Raw genomic sequence first — 19910 nt, forward strand, 5'->3', positions numbered from 1 at the left:
TGACAGTTTCCCGACAAAGCACTCAAAGATTGCGTGCCGCCACGGCCCTAGCATTCGAGCATCCAAACCACCATCCGGGTGCTCTTCATGTTTCGCACGTTACGCGGTATCCCGCTGCTCGGTTGCCTGTTGGGCACGCTCGGTTGCCAGGGGCAACCGCCCGCCCCGCCGTCGATTCAAAAAGGCGATTACGGCGCGATCATCCGCTACCTGCAAAGCCGTATACCCCGTGAGATGGCCCGGGACAATGTGGCGGGCTTGTCGATTGCCCTGGTCAGTGGCCAGGAACTGATCTGGGCCCGTGGCTTCGGCCTGGCAGACAAGGCCCGAGGGGTGCCGGTCACCCCTAACACGGCATTTCGCGCCGGGGGCATCTCCACGTTGCTCACCGCCACGGCGGCCTTGCAACTGGTGGAACAACAGCGCCTGGGGCTGGATGCGCCGCTTCAGCAAACCTTGCGCGAGTTCCACGTACGCTCGCGGTTTCACAGCGATCAGGCCGAGGCGGACCATGCGATTACCTTGCGCCGCTTGCTCAGCCATCAATCCGGCTTGCCCAGCGAGCATTTGCGCGACCTGCGCAGTAACTACGCCATGGGCCAGATGCCGCAACGCGTTTCGGGCGTGTGGCTGAGCAGCCCACCGGGCTCCCAGGTGGCGTATTCCAATCTGGGCTACGCCCTGGTGGGGGCAGCCATCGAGCGCAGCACTGGTAAAAGCTTCGAGGCGCAACTGCAAGGCAGCCTGCTCAAACCCCTGGAGATGAACCAATCAAGTTTCGTCGGCACCGGCACCCAATTGAGCTACCGCGCTTTGGGCTACGAAGAGGGCAAGGCCAGCAACGACGCGCAGGTCCGTGACCTCGCCGCCGCCAGCCTGTGGGCCAGCCCCAAAGACCTCAGCCATTACGTACACATGCTGTTCGCCAACGGGGTCTACAAAGGCAACCGAATACTGCGCAGCGCTTCGATCGACGCGATGTTCACCCAGCAGAACACCGGCAATGCCCTGGACTTCGATTGCCAGATGGGCCTCGGCTGGTTTCTGGCGCCGTGCGGGGATGAACCGGTCGGCCCTGGCATACGGGCCTATCAGCACAGTGGCGGCGGCGATGATTTCGCCGCGCAGTTGAGCATCCTCCCGGATCAGCAACTGGCCGTGATCATCATGGCCAATGACAGCAATGCCGAACAGTTGGTGGTGTCGCTGTCCACCGACACCCTGCGCCTGATGCTCCAGGCGCAGACCGGCAAGGCGGTCTGTGCCGACGACTGCCAGGCCCCAAACCACGGCCTCAAGCTGCGCCAAGTGCCGGCCGCAATCGACCGCAAGCGCCTGGCCGGGTTCTACGCGACCTCATGGGGCGTGTTGCGTATCAAGGATGATCACGGGCGCTTATCCGGCGAACTGGGCGGGTGCGACTTCGAGCTGATGCGCGACGATCAAGGCTGGCTGCGCGCGCAGAAAAAGGTTTTCGGCTTCTGGTTGAAAGACCTTGGCGAACTCGGTCGTGTGCAACTAGACGTAGTCAGGGTACAGGGCCGGCAGATCCTCACCGCCCGCAGCCACGGCCAACGCCTTGCCGTGGGCGAACGCATCGAGCCGCCGCCGCTGCCCCTGGCGTGGGCAGACACCGTCGGCACGTACCAGGTGCTCAATACCCACGAGCCCGATGCGCCGTTGAGCGGCGTCAGCGTGCGCCTGGAGGAAGGCTTCCTGGTGATTCGCGGCCAACTGCATGATGAGCCCCTGACCGACTACATCCTGCTGCCCGTCGATAACGCCCACGCGGTTGTAGCCGGCAGCGGCTATGGCCTGGGCGATACCGTCAGCCGTCAGGTCAATGGCCTGAGCGCTTCGGGCTACGCCTTCAAACGTCTGCACTCGCCCCTCGACACGTTGAATTTTTAAAGGACGCAATCGGGGGCAAGCCCTGATTCCAGTCAGTTAAGAAGTAGCAGGAGCGAGAGCTGACTTGTGGCGAGGGAGCTTGCTCCCGCTGGGCCGCAAAGCGGCCCTAAAAATGGGACTGCTGCGCAGTCCAGCGGGAGCAAGCTCCCTCGCCACAGGTTACTTTTTACCCTTCCTACTTCTTAACTGACTGGCATGAGGGCAAGCCCCCTCCCACATTGGCTTGTCGTTGTTTACGGATACTTACTCGGCATACGCCCACGTCATCCGAAACGACGCGCCACCCCACTCCGAGTCCAGCACCTGCACCTGTCCGCCATGCCATTGGCTGACCCGCTGGACCAGCGCCAGGCCCAGGCCGAAGCCGCCGGTACGGCGGTCGCGGCTTGAGTCCAGGCGCATGAAGGGTTCAAAGATCTTGGCGCGGCCCTCCACCGGAATACCGGGACCATCGTCGCTGACCTGCAGTTCGTAACCGCTGCCGAACTTGATCAACGACACTTCAACCCGCCGGTCGGCATAGCGAATGGCGTTGCGCAGCAGGTTGATCACCGCGCGCGCCATGAATCGTGGCTCGATGCGAATCACATCGACCTCACAGGTACGCAGCGACAACTGCACACCTGCGGCCTCGGCCTCCAGCGCCACGCTGCCGATCACGCTGTCCAGCCAACTGTGGGCCTCGATGCTTTCGCGGGTAACCTGGGTCGCGCCGCGCTCCAGGCTGGCGTAGGTCAACAGCTCGGAGACCATTTCTTCCAGCTCGCCAAGGTCGGCGTACATATCGGCGATCAGTTCGCGGCTTTGGCGCGGATCGGCCTGCTGCTTGAGCTGGTCAAGCTCGAAGGACAAGCGCGCAATCGGCGTGCGCAGCTCGTGGGACACCGCGTTGGTCAGTTCGCGCTGGTTGGCGATCAGGCTTTCGATGCGCTCGGCCATCTGGTTGAAGTGCCCGGCCAGCGCACGCACGGTGGAGCGACGCGGCAACAGGATGCGCGAGCCGAGGTCGTTGTCGCCAAAGCGCTGCGCCGCCAGGCGGATGTGCTCCAGGTCGCGCCAGTGCGGGCGCACCCAGAAGTACAACACAATGGCCAGGCTCACGCCCAGAAGCCCGTAGGCCCACAGGTACAACCATTTCGGCTCTTCCGGCAATTGGATTTCGAGCAATTGCGGACCGTCGTCGATGGGCGCGAGGAACTTCATGAAGTCCTCGCGCACTACCACCTGGCCGGCCGCCAGCAGTGCCTGTTCCCGCGCGCTCAGGTGCTGGCTGTCGCGCTGCACCAGTTGCAGGCGCAGGCCGTAATGCGGTTGCAACTGATCCAGACGCGCCTGGCGCGCCTCGCCCTGCACCGGCCGCAGTTGTTCCACCAGGGCCCACGCCGGACCGCGCAGGGCCTCGCGATTATAGGTTTCATTGGACTCGGGCATGTACGCGTCCAGGCCATAGTTGACCAACCAGATCGCACCGGCCAAGCCAAGCGCGAGGATCAGGTACAAGCGCAGATACAGGCGCAGCATCTACAGCTCCCAGGCGAAAGGATTGAACAGGTAGCCCTTGCCCCAGATGGTCTTGATGCACACCGGCTCGCGCGGGTTGTCATTGAGCTTGCCGCGCAGTTTGCTGATGTACACATCGACGCTGCGGTTCAGGCCATCGAATGCAATTCCGCGCATGCGATTGAGGATGTCGTCGCGCGAAAGGATGGTTCCCGAGCTGCTCGCCAGCAGCCAGAGCAATTCGAACTCCATGGTGGTGAGGTCGATTTTTTCATCGCCCAGGCTGACCACCCGGCAACTGCGGTTGATCGACAACCGGCCGAATTCCAGGTAATCGCGTACCGTCGTCTCGGGCACTTGCCGACGTTGCAGCGCCCGCAGGCGCGCCAGCAATACCGGCGGCTTGATGGGTTTGATCACATAGTCATCGGCACCGGACTCCAGGCCCAGAATATGGTCCAGGTCATCTTCCTTGGCGGTGAGGATCACAATCGGTGTGTCGGACACTGCGCGGATCTCGCGACACACATGCAGGCCGCTCTGGCCCGGCAACATCAAGTCGAGCACGACCATTTTCGGTTTGAACGCCAGGAACGCCGCCAAGGCCAAATCGCCCCGGTGCACCGCCTGCACCTCGAAACCATGTTGCGACAGAAAATGCGCGATCAGCCCTGCCAGCTTCTCATCGTCCTCGACGAGCAGGACTTTGCCCAGACCCAGGTTTTCCATAAGTTCTCAGTGTAGGAACGCCGATTGAAAGGCTGGCAGTATAGGTGGCAAGCTGCCTAACGGGAGCCGCCGCACGCAGGGTGCCAGCAAGCTTCATGCTTTTAAGAGTTTTTAACAAATAGCCTGCACTCTTTTACGCCATTCACAGGGAGTTATATGCGCAAGGATTACCTGGCGTTCTTCGTTTCACTGTTCCTGTCGCGGCTGGCGGACCAGATCCTGCTGTTCATCGTGCCGCTGATCGTGTTCCAAACTACCCAGAGTGTGTCTTGGGCGGGCCTGGCGTTCTTTGTCGAGTCACTGCCGCGCTACCTGGCCTTTCCGGTGTGCGGGGCGTTGTGCGACAGGTTTTCACCCGTGCGCATCCTGCATGTCAGCCAAGTGTATCGGGCGTTGGCCTGTGTAGTGGCGGTGGCGCTGTACGGGCTGTTCGACGGCATTCATTGGCTGGTGATCCTGTCGGCATTGTGCGGGGTATTGACCACCCAGGGCATCATGGCGCGGGAAGTGCTGATGCCGCATATTTTCCAGCATTATACCTACACCAAGACCTTGTCTTATTCGCAGATCGCCGACCAGAGCGGCCTGGTACTCGGGCCGTTGGTGGCGGCGCTGATGCTGGAAATCTGGGCATGGCCTTGGGTGGTGCTGGGCATCGCCGCACTGTTTGTGCTGGCGGACCTGGCGATGCTGGCCTGGCAGCGCAACACCCGCGTGCACCTGCAGCTCCATGAGCCGCAGCCCCCGGGTCTCTGGCTGCAGCCGCTGCGCACCGCTTTGGGCCACATCCGCAACCGGGTGGAGTTGAAGCGCATCATTACCCTGGCCATTGGTGTGAACCTGATCGTCGGCGTGACGCTGGCCACGTCGGCGGCCCTGGTCACCGGGCAATACGCGGCGGACAAGGACGCCTACGCCCTGCTGCAAGCCGCTGGCGCGGTGGTCACCCTGGTAATTCTGTTTTACCTCGCGCGTTCGAGCCTGGCGCTGAAGGTGCTCGGCGGGCTGTCGTATTCTATGATTGCCGTGGGCGCGCTGATCACCGCCCTCAGCCCCGGCGTATGGGTGTACGCCGTGGGCTTCCTGCTGGTAAGCGGTTTCGACAAGATGTTCAACGTGTACATGCGCAGCACCCGTCAGCGGGTGATTCCGGTGCAGGATTTCGGCAAAACGGTGGGAGTGATCACCCTGTTCAACAACCTCGCCCAGCCCTTGGCGGGCTTGCTGATTGCGGTGCTGGCAGCGCCGCTTGGCACGCAAACGGTGATCCTGCTGCTGACCGGGATCAGCGCCTTGATCGGCGTGGCCGTGGCCTCAGGCTGGCACGCCACTGTGAAAGCGGAACTCGACGTCGGCTGACTCGATCAACGCCTGCTCGGCCGCCCTCACCCGCTCGATCACCTGGGCGATGTCCTTGGCGTCACCGTACTGGTAGGCCAGTTTCAAGTAAGCCTGAAAGTGCCGCGCTTCGCTTTTGAGCAAACCGAAGTAGAACTTGCCGAGTTCTTCGTCCAAATGCGGCACCAGCGCCTCGAAACGCTCGCAACTGCGCGCTTCGATAAAGGCCCCCACCACCAGGGTATCCACCAGTTTGACCGGCTCATGGTTGCGCACCACCTTGCGCAAACCCGAGGCGTAGCGGCCGGCGGACAATTGGCGCAGTTCAACCTTGCGCTTTTTCATCAGGCGCATGACCTGCTCGTGGTGCACCAGCTCTTCACGGGCCAGGCGCGACATCATATTGATCAGGTCGAGGTGGCCGTGATACTTGGCGATCAGGCTCAGGGCGGTGCTGGCGGCTTTGAATTCGCAGTTCTTGTGGTCGATCAACAGGGTGTCCTGGTCGGCCAGCGCGGCCTGGACCCAGGCGTCGGGGGTGCGGCAACCGAGGAATTCGTGGATTTCGGGCAGGATCATCGGGCTCACGGGCAAAGGATCACAAAAGGGCGCCGATTATACCGACCACGCCGCAGACCACCAGCCATGGGCCTTGATGTACATCAAGATGACGGCACGCGTGCAGCAACTATAGTTGTTGCAGGCCCACTCCTGGAGAACCGACCATGCAAGCCATCCGCAGCATCCTGGTGGTCATCGAGCCCGAGCATCCCGAAAGCCTGGCCCTCAAGCGCGCGAAGCTGATCGCCGGGGTCACCGACGCGCACCTGCATTTGCTGGTCTGTGACAGAAAGCATGAGTATTCGGCGCTGCTGAGCCTGCTCAAATCCGGCCTGCAGGAGGACGGGTACAGCGTCACGACCGAACAGGCGTGGAACGACAGCCTGCATGCAACCATCGTCGACGTGCAGCAGGCCGAGGGCTGCGGCCTGGTGATCAAGCAGCACTTTGCCGACAGCCCGCTGAAAAAGGCCCTGCTGACCCCGGCAGACTGGAAACTGTTGCGCTATTGCCCGACGCCCGTGCTGCTGGTCAAGACCGCCACGCCCTGGGCCGGCGGCGTGATTCTGGCGGCCGTCGACGTGGGCAATACCGACAGCGAACACCGCTCGCTGCACAATTCCATCATCGACCACGGCTTTGATATCGCCAGCCTGGCCAAGGCGCAGTTGCATGTGATCAGCGCGCATCCCTCGCCGATGCTGTCGGCGGCAGACCCGACGTTTCAACTCAGGGAAACCATCGAGGCGCGTTATCGCGAGCAGTGCCAGGCCTTCCAGGCCGAATTCGATGTGGATGACGCACACCTGCATATCAAGGAAGGCCCGGCGGATGTGCTGATTCCCCATATCGCCCACCAGTTGCAGGCGGCACTGACGATTATCGGCACCGTGGCGCGCACTGGAATTTCCGGGGCGTTGATCGGCAATACGGCAGAGGTGGTGCTGGATGCGGTGGAAAGCGATGTGCTGGTGCTCAAGCCGCAGACGCTGATGGACCATTTGGAAGAACTCGCCACCCAAGCCTGAGCTAATGAAGATCAAATGTGGGAGGGGGCTTGCCCCCGATGACTGAGTGTCAGTCACTGAATAAGCCAACTGATCCACCGCTATCGGGGGCAAGCCCCCTCCCACATTTTGATCTTTACCGTCAGGTAGATAGCGCATCTTTAAGGAATCCCGGTGCGATATAACGCTGGTAATGCGCCTCGGACAAGATAAAGAACTCCCGATCAATCGCATCGCGCAGGTCTGGCAAGGGCCAGTCGCGGAACTCCGGCAGCAGCACCATGCCATAGGCCTCCAGGTTATTGATCACCCGCGCCCCACGCGCAATCAACTGATAGGCCCAGCAATACTCGGACTGGTGCGGCACGAAGCGAATCTTGCGCTGCTCCAGTTGCCCGCGCAGGGTCTTGGGGTCGAAAACCTCGACTTTGCCGGCCATTACCTGCACCAGCAATTGCTCGAGCCTGAGCCAGACCGCACGCTTTTCTTCTTCGTTATAGCCGTTCCACTGGATCACTTCGTGGTGAAAGCGCTTGCAGCCGCGACACACGAGATCGCCGTAGACCGTGGAGCACAGGCCGACGCAGGGGGTCTTGATGGTTTGGTTGGACATGGGCGGAAACACGCAGATCAGCGAAACAATGCGCCATGTTAGCCCTTTGTCTAAGGTTGATCACCCTGCAAACTTGGTGACGCAACTTACCTTTAGATTTTTTTTGCCGTAGAATCACCCGGCCTTGTAAGGCGCCAATAATCCGCTGGAAGCTGTTTTCAAAGCGTCACGAGCACAGTCGTTCCTTCAGAACGGTGTTGGCGCAGGTTTGACCCCGGTAGGTCAACACTTGCGCCGACCCTCATCAGCTCCGTTCTGCAGGCGTAAAACTTTGAAAGCAGCTTCTGTAAGGACGGTCGGCAGCGCTGGCTTTGCGGCCCAAAAAGCCCCCGAGCGCACGCGTGCCGGTCACTCCAGGATGAGCGTCCCGTGGGACCACTGATGAGGGTAATAACTGTGCTTGAAGCCTACCGCAAACATATCGAAGAGCGTGCCGCCCTGGGTATCGTGCCCCAGCCGCTTAACGCCGAACAAACCGCAGGCCTGGTCGAGCTGCTGAAAAATCCTCCGGCTGGCGAAGAAGAATTCCTCGTTGACCTGATCACCAACCGCATTCCACCAGGCGTTGACGAAGCTGCCTACGTCAAGGCCGGCTTCCTGTCCGCCCTGGCCAAGGGCGAAGCCACCTCCCCCCTGATCGACAAGAAGCGCGCTGTTGAACTGCTTGGCACCATGCAAGGCGGCTACAACATCGTGACGTTGGTCGAGCTGCTGGACGACGCCACGCTGGCGCCTGTCGCGGCCGCCCAACTCAAGCACACCCTGCTGATGTTCGATGCATTCCACGACGTGGCGGAAAAAGCCCGCAATGGCAACGAGCACGCCAAAGGCGTGATCCAGTCCTGGGCCGACGGCGAATGGTTCCGCAACCGTCCGACCCTGGCCGACAAGATCAGCCTGCGCGTGTTCAAGGTCACCGGCGAAACCAACACCGACGACCTGTCCCCTGCCCCGGACGCCTGGTCGCGCCCTGACATCCCGCTGCACGCCCTGGCCATGCTGAAAATGGCGCGTGAAGGCATCGTGCCGGACGAGCAAGGCAAGACCGGCCCGATGAAGCAGATCGAAGAAATGCGCGGCCAAGGCTTCCCGATTGCCTACGTCGGTGACGTGGTCGGTACCGGTTCGTCGCGTAAATCGGCGACCAACTCCGTGCTGTGGTTCTTCGGCGACGACGTTCCCTTTGTTCCGAACAAGCGCGCCGGCGGTTTCTGCTTCGGCAGCAAAATCGCTCCGATCTTCTACAACACCATGGAAGATGCGGGCGCCCTGCCGATCGAGTTCGACGTATCCAACATGAACATGGGCGACGTGATCGACCTGTACCCCCATGCTGGCAAAGTCTGCAAACACGGCACCGATGAAGTCATCACCACCTTCGAAATGAAGACCCCGGTGCTGTTGGACGAAGTGCGCGCCGGCGGCCGTATCCCGCTGATCATCGGTCGCGGCCTGACCGACAAGGCCCGGGCCGAACTGGGCTTGGGCCCTACCGACCTGTTCAAGCTGCCTGAAGCGCCTGTCGACACCGGCAAGGGCTTCACCCTGGCGCAGAAAATGGTCGGCAAGGCGTGCGGCCTGCCGGAAGGCAAAGGCGTGCGCCCTGGCACCTACTGCGAACCGAAGATGACCACCGTCGGTTCCCAGGACACCACCGGTCCAATGACCCGTGATGAACTCAAAGACCTGGCGTGCCTGGGCTTCTCGACCGACCTGGTGATGCAGTCGTTCTGCCACACCGCGGCCTATCCAAAGCCGATCGACGTGACCACCCACCACACCCTGCCTGACTTCATCATGACCCGTGGCGGTGTATCGCTGCGTCCAGGCGACGGCATCATCCACAGCTGGCTGAACCGCATGCTGCTGCCGGACACCGTCGGTACCGGTGGTGACTCCCACACCCGCTTCCCGATGGGCATCTCGTTCCCGGCCGGCTCCGGTCTGGTCGCGTTCGCCGCTGCCACCGGCGTGATGCCGCTGGACATGCCGGAATCGATCCTGGTGCGCTTCAAAGGCAAGATGAAGCCTGGCATCACTCTGCGTGACCTGGTGCATGCCATTCCTTACTACGCGATCCAGGCTGGCCTGCTGACCGTAGAGAAGAAAGGCAAGAAAAACGCCTTCTCCGGCCGCATCCTGGAAATCGAAGGCCTGAACGACCTGACGCTGGAACAGGCTTTCGAGCTGTCCGACGCCTCGGCTGAACGTTCGGCTGCCGGTTGCACCATCAAGCTGTCCAAGGACTCCGTCACCGAGTACCTGAACTCCAACATCACCTTGCTGCGCTGGATGATCGGCGAAGGCTACGGCGATCCACGCACCCTGGAACGTCGCGCCCAAGCGATGGAAGCCTGGGTTGCCAACCCGGAGCTGATGGAAGCCGATGCCGACGCCGAATACGCCGAAATCATCGAGATCGACCTGTCGGAAATCAACGAGCCGATCCTCTGCGCACCGAACGACCCGGACGATGCCCGTCTGCTGTCGAGCGTTGCCGGTGAGAAGATCGACGAAGTGTTCATCGGTTCGTGCATGACCAACATCGGTCACTTCCGCGCTGCCGGTAAGCTGCTGGAGCAGGTCAAGGGCCAGTTGCCAACCCGTCTGTGGCTGTCGCCGCCGACCAAGATGGACGCCCACCAGCTGACCGAAGAAGGCTACTACGGCATCTACGGCAAGGCTGGCGCGCGCATGGAAATGCCGGGCTGCTCGCTGTGCATGGGTAACCAGGCGCGTGTAGAGCCGAATTCGACCGTGGTGTCGACCTCGACCCGTAACTTCCCGAACCGTTTGGGCGACGGCGCCAACGTCTACCTGGCCTCGGCCGAGCTGGCGGCAGTCGCCTCTACCCTGGGTCGCCTGCCGACCGTCGAAGAGTACATGGGCTACGCGGCGAAACTGGACACCATGGCCAGTGACGTCTACCGCTACCTGAACTTCGACCAGATCGCCGAGTTCCGCAAGATCGCGGCAAGCGCCAACATCCCGGTGATTCAAGCTTAACGGTGTGTTGATGTGACAGGCGCCGCGTATCGCAAGGTACGCGGCGTTTTTTATGCCTGGAATACAAACAAATGTGGGAGGGGGCTTGCTCCCGATAGCAGTGGTTCAGTCAATTCATAGGTGACTGATACACCGCCATCGGGGGCAAGCCCCCTCCCACATTTGGTTCTCTGGAGTCCTTGCGGGCTGTGTCAGACCTTAAGCCATCAGCGAGTCAACCAGAGCAGAGATACGCGGCATTTTCATGCCTGGAATACAATCCCAGCAACACCACCAAACACATGTGGGAGGGGGCTTGCCCCGGTACAAACCGGGGACATCGTTTACATTTCTAACCGGGGACATGGTTTACAGGTTAATACGCATGATCAGGAGGTAACTGATCATGCCCTGGAACCAAGAGTCTCCGATGAATCAACGAATCAGACTGGTCGCTGACTGGCTTTCTGGTAACTACACCAAAAGCCAGCTGGCGCGCCGCTTTAACGTAAGTCGGCCTACCGTCGACAAATGGATCGGCCGGCACAATGGCGATTTAAAGTCTTTAGCCGAACTGTCCCGACGCCCTCACAACAGCCCCAATAAAACCGACGATGAAATCCTGGCCCGTGTGGTGGCGATGAAGGAGGCGCACGATAAATGGGGTCCGAAGAAGCTTCTCGAGCTATTGCGACTTGAAGATCCCTCCATCGCCTGGCCTTCCCCAAGTACAGCAGGCCAATGGCTTGATCGACTTGGGCTCGTCCAAAAGCGGCGCTTCAAGCGCAGACACGGTACTTCCCCTGTAGCAATGCGCGAGGCCAACGAACCTAACCAGACATGGTGCGCCGACTACAAAGGGCAATTCAAAATGCATAACGCGCAGATGTGCTTCCCTTTGACCATCACAGACCACGCGTCCCGGATGATTTTGGCGTGCAGGGCTCATTCAAAGATCAAGACTGAACCTGTTAAACACGCCTTTGAGAGACTGTTTGAGGAGTACGGCATGCCCGAAGTTATTCGGTCGGACAACGGTGTTCCGTTTGCCTCTCCTGGCCTGGCAAGAATGTCCACGCTGGCAGTTTGGTGGATACGTCTGGGCATCTATCCGGAGCGCACCATGCCAGGAAGACCGGCCCAAAATGGTCGCCATGAGCGGATGCACCGTAGCTTGAAACTGGAGCTGCCCTTAGGAGAAAACTTAATCGAGCAGCAGCTTTTGCTGGAGCACTTCAGGCATGAGTTCAATTACGTGCGCCCTCATGAAGCGCTCGGTATGAAGCGTCCAGGGGACGTGTATGTGCCGTCTACCCGGATTTACCCAGGATGCTTGCCGGATGTGGAGTATCCGTCCGAAATGAAGGTTCGAAGCGTCAGACAGGACGGGTCGATCAAGTGGAACGGCAAGTTGGTATTTATCAGCGAGGCATTGTCTGGGGAACGGATAGGACTCAGAGAAGCTGAAGATGATGTTTGGGATCTGTACCTATGTGATTATCCCTTGGGGAGATTTGGACGCGGTATGACCCGCGTCCAGGCCTCAAATGTGTAAACGATGTCCCCGGTTTCAGATGTAAACGATGTCTACGGTTCTACACCCCGATAGCAGTGGTTCAGTCAATTCATAGGTGACTGATACACCGATATCGGGAGCAAGCCCCCTCCCACATTTGGTTCTGGGACAGCCTTGGAGATTGCGTCAGGCCTTAAGCCATCAGCGAATACACCAACGCAGTAATCGCCACCAACCCCACCGCCGTGACAAACACATTCGACGCTTGCCCTCGGTACTTGGCCATGGCCGGCACTTTGCGGATGGCGTACATCGGCATCAGGAACAGGATCGATGCAATGACCGGCCCACCCAGGGTCTCGATCATGCCGAGGATGCTCGGGTTAAGCGTGGCGACGACCCAGCACACCACCAGCATGAAGGCGGCGGTCATGCGGTCCAGAGACTTGGCTGCCGGACGGCGGCCGGTCTTCAGCACCAGGCCCTTGAGGCCTTCGCTGGCACCGATGTAGTGGCCCAGGAATGACTTGGCAATTGCCACGAATGCAATCAACGGCGCGGCGAAGGCAATGGTCGGGTTGTCAAAGTGGTTGGCCAGGTACGACAGGATCGACAGGTTCTGCGCTTTCGCCTCGGCCAACTGCGCCGGTGACAGGGTCAGTACGCAGCTGAACACGAAGAACAGCACCATCACCACCATCAACAGGTGCGCGCGGGACAGGATCTGCGAGCTGCGCTCGTCGGCGTGTGCCCCATACTGACGTTTCTGGTCTACCGCGAAGGCCGAGATGATCGGCGAGTGGTTGAACGAGAACACCATCACCGGAATCGCCAGCCACAAGGTGTTGAGCAAGGCCGACGGCGCCGGAATCTCACGGGCGGTACTCAGGATGCCGCCCGTCCAATGCGGCACCAGGTATACGGCGAGGAACAGCAAGGCAACGATAAACGGATACACCATCAGGCTCATGGCCTTGACGATCACCTTTTCGCCGCAACGCACCACCGCCAGCAAGCCCAGGATCAGCACAAACGCCAGGACTGCCCGAGGCGGCGGCATGATGTGCAGTTGGTGTTCCATGAAGCTGCTGACGGTGTTGGTCAGGGCCACGCTGTAGATCAGCAGGATCGGGAAGATCGCAAAGAAGTACAGCAAGGTGATCAATGCGCCGGCTTTAATGCCGAAGTGCTCTTCGACCACATCGGTAATGTCGGAGCCTTCCCGGCCGGAGAGTACGAAACGCGTCAGCCCACGGTGGGCAAAGAACGTCATTGGAAAGGCCAGCAGCGCCAGGATCACCAGCGGCCAGAAGCCCCCCAGGCCCGCGTTGATCGGCAAGAACAAAGTACCGGCGCCGATGGCGGTGCCGAACAGCCCAAGCATCCAGGTGGTGTCCTGGCGGCTCCAGCTTGTGAGCGTTGCAGGTGTCGTTGCATAGCGTTCGTCGACGCTATTGGCCTGATCATTCATCCGGTCGGATCTCCGCATTCACACGGCCGGGACGAGTCAGAAAAACCTGACAGGCAGCGCCCCGACCTCAACAGGGGCGCGATTGTCCGGGATTCTCGTGCATAAGCAAAGACTTAGCTGAGGAATGGTTCGGTGGTGCAGCTGTCCCAGCCTGGCATCAGGCGTCGCTGGCCGTGGAAGAAACCGGAAACATCCGTTGACAGTCTTTCACCCACACCAGCATGATCGGTACATGAGCCCTATTCAGTTGTTCCTTACCCGCACCACCACCACGACCGCTTATGGCGGGTCGTGCGGTTGCTGTGGGGGATTCATCTAGCAACACCCTGAAGTTACCCAAGGCCCCGCCAGCGATGGACGGGGCCTTTTTATTGCTCCGCCATCCGGCACTCACCAGGAGCAACACCATGGCAGCCGCCCTTTTGATTATCGACATGCAAACTGGCCTGTACGACGGACCGCACAAACCCTTCGAGCGTGAACGGGTGCTGCACACCATCAACCAGCTGATCCGGCGCGCCCGCACGGCCGGCGCCCCCATCTTCGTCGCACGTCATACCGGGCCCGCCGGCTCGCCCATCGCAGCGGGCAGCCCGCTGTGGCAGCTGTGGAGCGGCCTGGAGGTCGACGAATCCCGCGACTACCTGTTCGACAAAACCCGCCCAAGCTGCTTCCTGGGCACCGATCTGGCACAACAATTGAAGCAAGCGCAGGTCGACGAACTGGTGATTGTGGGCATGAAAACCCAGTTCTGTGTCGACACCACCTGCAGAGTGGCAGTAGAGCTGGGCTTCTCGGTGATGTTGCCGGAGGACGGCCATACGTGTATGGATACCCCGGCGTTGACGGCCAAGGCGATCATTGATCACCACAATGAGACGTTGGCCGGAGCGTTTGTGAAGCGCATGCAAGCCGCCGAGATTGGCTTTTGAAACTACTGTAGGAGCGCCAGCTCCTACAGCAACCTACGTTCCGTCTTACAAATCCCGCATACTCATGCGCTCAAGCACTTCAGGAAGAACCTTGCATGACTACCACTGTTCTGGTCCTGGTTGAGACCATCAACGAATACCTGCAAATCATCGAGAGCAATGATTTCCATGTGATCCTGGCGCCGACGCCTGTCGAACGAGCCCAGGCGATCAAGGCCCATGGCGGGCAGATCAAGGCCGTGCTCACCCGTGGCCCGCTTGGGCTGTATGCCGAGGAAATCGCCGCGCTGCCGCTGCTGGAGATCATCTGCGTGATCGGTGCCGGCTACGAACATGTAGACCTGCAGGCCGCCGCCAACCGTGGGATTGTGGTGACTAACGGCGCCGGGGTGAATGCGCCGTCGGTGGCCGACCATGCCATGGCCTTGCTGCTGTCGCTGGTGCGCGGTATCCCCAGACTGATGCCGCCGTGCGCCGCAGTGAATGGCCGAAGGTGATGCGCCCTTCCCTGGGCGGCAAGCAATTGGGGATTCTCGGGCTGGGCGCCGTGGGCCTGGAGATCGCCAAGCGCGCGTCCCTGGGGTTTGGCATGGAGGTCAGCTACCACAACCGCCAACCCCGCGATGACGTGGATTACACCTACTGCTCAACCGCCGTGGAATTGGCGCGCACCTCGGACTTCCTGATCCTGGCCACGCCCGGTGGCGCCAGCACTCGCCACCTGATCGATCGCCACGCCCTCGACGCCCTGGGGCCGAACGGTTATCTGGTCAATATCGGTCGTGGCAGCGTGGTGGTCACCGCCGACCTGGTGGCTGCGCTGGAACAGCGACGTATCGGCGGCGCCGCGCTGGACGTCTTCGACGACGAACCCAAGGTGCCCGATGCGCTCAAGCGCCTGAACAATACCGTGCTGACTTCCCATGTAGCCGGCCTGTCGCCCGAAGCCACCCACGACACTGTGCAACGGGTCGCCGACAACCTGGTGGAATATTTTGCCGGTCGCCCTGTACTGACCCCCGTGACACTCCCGTCGCGCAACCCGTAGCGAATACCCGCGCCGGGGCCGTGCCGCCCTGGTGATTTGCGTGGATCAGGCCCGCTGATCATTCCCCAACACGCTAACCTATTAAGCCGCCCCGACCTTGTCGCTGGGCGGTGACGCGCATTAGATTAGCCAATAGTCCAAGGCCTTTAAAATAAGCAGAAGGGATAAGCATGGCGCTTAACGACCAATCGACCCAGATTCGCCCAGGCGAAGAACTTGATGCCGGCCTGATCGATCCCTACCTCAAGGCCCATATTCCCGGCCTGCACGGCACGCTCAAGATCAGCCAGTTTCCCGGCGGCGCCTCCAACCTGACCTATCTGCTGGAATACCCGGACCGGGAATTTGTGTTGCGTCGCCCGCCATTCGGCCACAAGGCCAAGTCCGCCCACGACATGGGGCGTGAATACCGCATTCTCAACCAGCTCAAGGATGGCTTTCCGTATTGTCCCAAGGCCTACGTGCATTGCACCGATGAAACGGTGATCGGCGCCGAGTTCTATGTCATGGAACGGGTCAATGGGATTATTTTGCGCTCCGACCTGCCGGCCGAACTGGGCCTGGACGCGAGCCGAACCGAAGCGTTGTGCAAAAGCTTTATCGACAAATTCGTCGAACTGCATCAGGTCGACTACACCGCCTGCGGCCTGGCCGACCTGGGCAAGCCCCAAGGCTACGTGGAACGCCAGATCCGCGGCTGGAGCGAGCGCTACGAAAAAGCCCTGACCCCCGATGCCCCGCGCTGGGAAGCCGTGCGCGCCTGGCTCAACGATAAAATGCCGGCCGACCACCCGACCTCCAGCATCGTGCACAACGACTATCGCTTCGACAATGTGATTCTCGACCCGCGCAACCCGATGCAGATCATCGGCGTGCTCGACTGGGAGCTGACCACCCTCGGCGACCCGTTGATGGACCTGGGCAACACCCTCGCCTACTGGATCGAAGCCGCTGACCCCGCGCCCGTGCAGTTGATGCGTCGCCAGCCAAGCAATGCGCCTGGCATGCTCACCCGCCGCCAGTTCGTCGACTACTACGCCGAACGCTCGGGCATCCAGATCGACAATTTCGACTTCTACTACACCTACGGCCTGTTCCGCCTGGCCGGCATCGTGCAGCAGATCTACTACCGTTTCTTCCATGGCCAGACCCAGGACAAACGCTTTGCCCAGTTCATCCACATGAACAAGCTGCTGGAGCAGATGAGCCTGGCGGTCATCGGCAAATCCGCCCTCTGATAACAATCACAAGGAACCCTTCATGTCCAAGACCCACCTGTTCGACCTCGACGGCAAGATCGCTTTCGTTTCCGGCGCCAGCCGTGGCATCGGCGAGGCCATCGCCAAGCTGCTGGCCCAGCAAGGCGCCCATGTGATTGTCTCCAGCCGCAAACTCGAAGGCTGCCAGCACGTTGCCGACGCGATCATCGCCGACGGCGGCAAGGCCACTGCGGTGGCCTGCCATATCGGTGAAATGGAGCAGATCACCCAGGTGTTCGCCGGTATCCGTGAACAGTTCGGCCGCCTGGACATCCTGGTCAACAACGCCGCGACCAACCCACAGTTCTGCAACGTGCTGGACACGGACCTCGGCGCGTTCCAGAAGACCGTCGACGTGAACATTCGTGGCTACTTCTTCATGTCGGTGGAAGCCGGCAAACTGATGCGCGACAACGGCGGTGGCAGCATCATCAACGTCGCCTCGATCAACGGCATTTCCCCTGGCGTGTTCCAGGGCATTTATTCGGTGACCAAGGCCGCCGTGATCAACATGACCAAAGTGTTCGCCAAGGAATGCGCCGAATTCGGCATTCGTTGCAACGCGCTGCTGCCAGGCTTGACCGACACCAAGTTCGCCTCGGCGCTGGTCAAGAACGACGCGATCCTGAAGATGGCCCTGGCGCAGATCCCGCTCAAGCGCGTGGCCGACCCCAGCGAAATGGCTGGCGCGGTGCTGTTCCTGGCCAGCGATGCGTCGAGCTACACCACCGGCGTGTCGTTGAACGTGGACGGTGGTTTCCTGTCCTGAGGCCGCCGGGTTTCTTCCGATCGATTTGCGCGTAACCTTGGCGCAGATCGATCTGCCCCAGGATGAAACATGGAACTGCACCTCGTCATCAATGGCCGCAAGGACCTGGCGGCCCAGCTTTACCAGCAACTGCGTGAGGCCATCGCCACCGGGCGGCTGGCAGCCGGCGCGCAATTGCCGCCCAGCCGGCTGCTCGCCGAGCAATTGGGCGTATCGCGCAAAACGGTCTCGGATACCTACGCCACCTTGACGTATGAAGGCCTGCTGGTCGGCAGGATTGGCCGAGGCACTTTCGTCAACGCCTGGGCCCGCAGCCCGACCGTGTACAGACCGCCACCGACCTGGCTTGCGCCGCCAACCTGAACAAATGGGCGGCACTGCCCTCGCCTATGCACCACCCCGCCAGCGGCGACATCCTGCGCTACGAATTCATCGGCGGGGCAACCACGCGCAGTCAGTTCCCCCAGGAAGAATGGCGGCGCTGCACCCAGGATGCGTTACGCCGTATCGCCAAGAACAGCGGTTTCTATAGCCAACCGGAGGGCTTGCCGGCACTGCGCGAGGCCATCGCCGGGCATATCGCGTTTTCACGCGGGGTGAAATGCCGCGCCAGTGACATCGTAGTCACCAATGGCGCGCAACAGGCGCTCGACCTGATCGCCCGCGTGGTCCTGGAGCCAGGCAGCATCGTCGCCATGGAAGACCCTGGCTACAGCCCGGCGCGCCAGTTGTTCGTGGCGATGGGGGCGAAGGTCGCCAGCGTTCCGGTCGATGCACAGGGCGTTCAGGTTGACCAGATCCCCGAGGGCACGCGACTCGTCTACGTGACGCCGTCCCACCAGTTTCCCCTCGGCATGCCCATGAGCCTGGCGCGGCGCAAAGCCTTGCTGGACCGCGCGATCGAACTCGGCGCGATCATCATCGAAGACGACTACGACAGTGAGTTCCGCTACCAGGGACGCCCCACCGATTCCCTGCAAAGCCTGGACACGCGAGGCGTGGTGACCTACGTCGGGACCTTTTCGAAAACCCTGCTACCCGAGTTGCGCCTGGGCTACGCGGTGCTGCCGCCGGCGATCCATGGCGCGGTGCTCAAGGCCAAGCAATTGACCGACCAGCACAGCTCCACCCTGCCGCAATGGGCGCTGGCCAAGTTCATCAGCGAAGGCTATCTGCTCAAACATATCCGCCGCTGCCACAGCGTGTATGCGGGGCGGCGCGAACGGATCCTGCAGCGCCTGGCGGGCGACCTGTCGCCCTGGTTCGAGGCGGTGCCGACGGTGGCCGGGTTCCACCTGGCGGCACTGTGCAAGGTGCCGGTGGATATCCCGCTGTTGATGCAACTGGCGCGGGAGGCGGAGGTGGGTTTGTACCCCCTGGATGGTTTTTTCCACGACGTTGCGCCACGGCCGGGGCTGATTCTCGGCTTCGGTGCCATCGAAACCCTCGATATCGACCCGGCGCTGGATAGGGTGCGCGACATCCTGTTGCGGATTGGCTAGGGGGTTTTCCGGCGGATTGGTCATTGGTCGATCCTGCCCCGGGCGTAGGGTGAACAGGTCTCCAACCCCGTGGAACCCCATCATGAAACGACTGCTCGCCACCGCTGCGATACTTGCCTCGCTCACGGCCTATGGCCACGAGCCGGTGTACAACCAGGAAACCCTCAAGGTGCTGCAAGCGCACGCCTTGACCAACGTGCCCGGCAAAAAAACCATCATGCTCACCGTGGACTACGCCCCGGCCAGGCCACCGTGCCCCACAGCCATACCGGCACTGCCGTGGCGTATGTGCTGGAAGGTGCAATCACTTCACGGGTCAACGATGAGAAAGCCGTGACCTACAAGGCCGGCGAGTCGTTCTACGAGCCCGCCGGTTCACGGCACTTCGAATCGAGCAACGCCAGCCAGACCCAGCCTGCCAGGCTGCTGGTGGTGATGGTGCTGGACGACAAGGCCGAGGTGCTGACGCCGCTGGCCCGATAAGCTGCACCGGGATAAAAATGTGGGAGGGGGCTTGCCCCCGATGGCCATAGGTATCTACACAACTTTGGCGCGGTCCTAAACCTGTGACGGCTCAACAGCCGAAGCCTCTCTAACTGATACCCCGCGACCTAAATGTGGGAGGGGGCTTGCCCCCGATGGCGGCCTGACAGCCGACCAGGATGTTGGATCAGAGCGAGTACATATCCGTTGCTGCGGTAACGGCGGCTTAGGATTCCGCCCTTACGGCGGCTCACTTTTGAAAAGCGCAAAAGTAAGCAAAACGCTC

13 protein-coding genes and 3 pseudogenes are annotated in these 19910 nt (G+C 61.0%); 11 read left to right on the plus strand and 5 right to left on the minus strand.

Annotated features, from left to right (window positions below; translation table 11 throughout):
• Positions 1–87 precede the first annotated feature (87 nt).
• Entirely contained in the window at positions 88–1911 is a 1824-nt protein-coding gene (locus tag C4J93_RS14805; RefSeq protein WP_124429754.1) for a serine hydrolase, read from the plus strand.
• Between the two features lie 243 nt (positions 1912–2154).
• Here C4J93_RS14805 and C4J93_RS14810 read toward each other — a convergent pair whose 3' ends face one another.
• Together C4J93_RS14810 and C4J93_RS14815 are read right to left on the minus strand one after the other, a co-directional pair.
• The gene (locus C4J93_RS14810) at positions 2155–3432 is read right to left on the minus strand and encodes an ATP-binding protein (protein WP_124363093.1); all 1278 of its coding nucleotides are present in this window, start codon (positions 3430–3432) and stop codon (positions 2155–2157) included.
• Entirely contained in the window at positions 3433–4140 is a 708-nt protein-coding gene (locus C4J93_RS14815; protein ID WP_124370910.1) for a response regulator, read from the minus strand. It lies immediately after the preceding gene.
• A 156-nt stretch (positions 4141–4296) separates the two neighbouring features.
• Here C4J93_RS14815 and C4J93_RS14820 point away from each other — a divergent pair, with 156 nt between their 5' ends.
• On the plus strand, positions 4297–5499 hold the full coding sequence (locus C4J93_RS14820) for an MFS transporter (RefSeq protein ID WP_124429755.1): 1203 nt from the start codon (positions 4297–4299) through the stop codon (positions 5497–5499).
• Here C4J93_RS14820 and C4J93_RS14825 read toward each other — a convergent pair.
• Positions 5455–6057, minus strand: coding sequence for a tRNA-(ms[2]io[6]A)-hydroxylase (locus C4J93_RS14825; RefSeq protein WP_124429756.1), 603 nt, complete (start codon positions 6055–6057; stop codon positions 5455–5457). The genes C4J93_RS14820 and C4J93_RS14825 overlap by 45 nt on opposite strands.
• Positions 6058–6203: 146 nt before the next feature.
• Here C4J93_RS14825 and C4J93_RS14830 point away from each other — a divergent pair, with 146 nt between their 5' ends.
• Positions 6204–7067 carry a universal stress protein gene (locus C4J93_RS14830; RefSeq protein ID WP_124429757.1) on the plus strand — a complete coding sequence of 288 codons (864 nt, stop codon included), beginning with the start codon at positions 6204–6206 and terminating at the stop codon, positions 7065–7067.
• A gap of 121 nt (positions 7068–7188) precedes the next feature.
• Here the strand turns inward: C4J93_RS14830 and C4J93_RS14835 are convergent, their stop codons facing one another.
• On the minus strand, positions 7189–7659 hold the full coding sequence (locus tag C4J93_RS14835; protein ID WP_124404392.1) for a DUF1289 domain-containing protein: 471 nt from the start codon (positions 7657–7659) through the stop codon (positions 7189–7191).
• Between the two features lie 396 nt (positions 7660–8055).
• On the opposite strand from C4J93_RS14835, the gene acnB reads away from it, so the two are divergent.
• On the plus strand, positions 8056–10665 hold the full coding sequence (gene acnB, locus C4J93_RS14840) for a bifunctional aconitate hydratase 2/2-methylisocitrate dehydratase (RefSeq protein ID WP_124430881.1): 2610 nt from the start codon (positions 8056–8058) through the stop codon (positions 10663–10665).
• Positions 10666–11050: 385 nt separating this feature from the next.
• Positions 11051–12199, plus strand: coding sequence for a DDE-type integrase/transposase/recombinase (locus tag C4J93_RS14845; protein ID WP_124429758.1), 1149 nt, complete (start codon positions 11051–11053; stop codon positions 12197–12199).
• Positions 12200–12353: 154 nt separating this feature from the next.
• Here C4J93_RS14845 and C4J93_RS14850 read toward each other — a convergent pair whose 3' ends face one another.
• Positions 12354–13631 (minus strand): serine/threonine transporter, encoded by a 1278-nt coding sequence (locus C4J93_RS14850; protein ID WP_124363099.1) that lies wholly within the window; start codon positions 13629–13631, stop codon positions 12354–12356.
• 407 nt (positions 13632–14038) lie between these two features.
• Between C4J93_RS14850 and C4J93_RS14855 the strand changes: the two genes are divergently transcribed.
• The 6 genes and pseudogenes from C4J93_RS14855 (at position 14039) to C4J93_RS14880 (ending at position 19624) form a co-directional block, all read left to right on the plus strand.
• Positions 14039–14563: a cysteine hydrolase family protein gene (locus tag C4J93_RS14855; RefSeq protein WP_124429759.1), complete on the plus strand. Its 525-nt coding sequence runs from the start codon at positions 14039–14041 to the stop codon at positions 14561–14563.
• 95 nt (positions 14564–14658) lie between these two features.
• Positions 14659–15611 (plus strand): annotated as a pseudogene (locus C4J93_RS14860) (2-hydroxyacid dehydrogenase).
• A gap of 170 nt (positions 15612–15781) precedes the next feature.
• The gene (locus C4J93_RS14865) at positions 15782–16849 is read left to right on the plus strand and encodes a phosphotransferase family protein (protein WP_124410112.1); all 1068 of its coding nucleotides are present in this window, start codon (positions 15782–15784) and stop codon (positions 16847–16849) included.
• 22 nt (positions 16850–16871) lie between these two features.
• Positions 16872–17639, plus strand: a complete 768-nt coding sequence (locus tag C4J93_RS14870; RefSeq protein ID WP_124363102.1) for an SDR family oxidoreductase — start codon at positions 16872–16874, stop codon at positions 17637–17639.
• Between the two features lie 69 nt (positions 17640–17708).
• A pseudogene (locus C4J93_RS14875) lies at positions 17709–19141 on the plus strand (PLP-dependent aminotransferase family protein).
• Between the two features lie 82 nt (positions 19142–19223).
• Positions 19224–19624 (plus strand): annotated as a pseudogene (locus C4J93_RS14880) (cupin domain-containing protein).
• Positions 19625–19910 lie beyond the last annotated feature (286 nt).

This window comes from Pseudomonas sp. R2-37-08W, assembly GCF_003851705.1.
Lineage (GTDB): Bacteria > Pseudomonadota > Gammaproteobacteria > Pseudomonadales > Pseudomonadaceae > Aquipseudomonas.

Coding starts and splice junctions, on each gene's coding strand:
- C4J93_RS14805 (WP_124429754.1), top strand. CDS start 88: ATGTTTCGCACGTTACGCGGTATCCCGCTGCTCGGTTGCCTGTTGGGC.
- C4J93_RS14810 (WP_124363093.1), bottom strand. CDS start 3,432: ATGCTGCGCCTGTATCTGCGCTTGTACCTGATCCTCGCGCTTGGCTTG.
- C4J93_RS14815 (WP_124370910.1), bottom strand. CDS start 4,140: ATGGAAAACCTGGGTCTGGGCAAAGTCCTGCTCGTCGAGGACGATGAG.
- C4J93_RS14820 (WP_124429755.1), top strand. CDS start 4,297: ATGCGCAAGGATTACCTGGCGTTCTTCGTTTCACTGTTCCTGTCGCGG.
- C4J93_RS14825 (WP_124429756.1), bottom strand. CDS start 6,057: ATGATCCTGCCCGAAATCCACGAATTCCTCGGTTGCCGCACCCCCGAC.
- C4J93_RS14830 (WP_124429757.1), top strand. CDS start 6,204: ATGCAAGCCATCCGCAGCATCCTGGTGGTCATCGAGCCCGAGCATCCC.
- C4J93_RS14835 (WP_124404392.1), bottom strand. CDS start 7,659: ATGTCCAACCAAACCATCAAGACCCCCTGCGTCGGCCTGTGCTCCACG.
- C4J93_RS14845 (WP_124429758.1), top strand. CDS start 11,051: ATGCCCTGGAACCAAGAGTCTCCGATGAATCAACGAATCAGACTGGTC.
- C4J93_RS14850 (WP_124363099.1), bottom strand. CDS start 13,631: ATGAATGATCAGGCCAATAGCGTCGACGAACGCTATGCAACGACACCT.
- C4J93_RS14855 (WP_124429759.1), top strand. CDS start 14,039: ATGGCAGCCGCCCTTTTGATTATCGACATGCAAACTGGCCTGTACGAC.
- C4J93_RS14865 (WP_124410112.1), top strand. CDS start 15,782: ATGGCGCTTAACGACCAATCGACCCAGATTCGCCCAGGCGAAGAACTT.
- C4J93_RS14870 (WP_124363102.1), top strand. CDS start 16,872: ATGTCCAAGACCCACCTGTTCGACCTCGACGGCAAGATCGCTTTCGTT.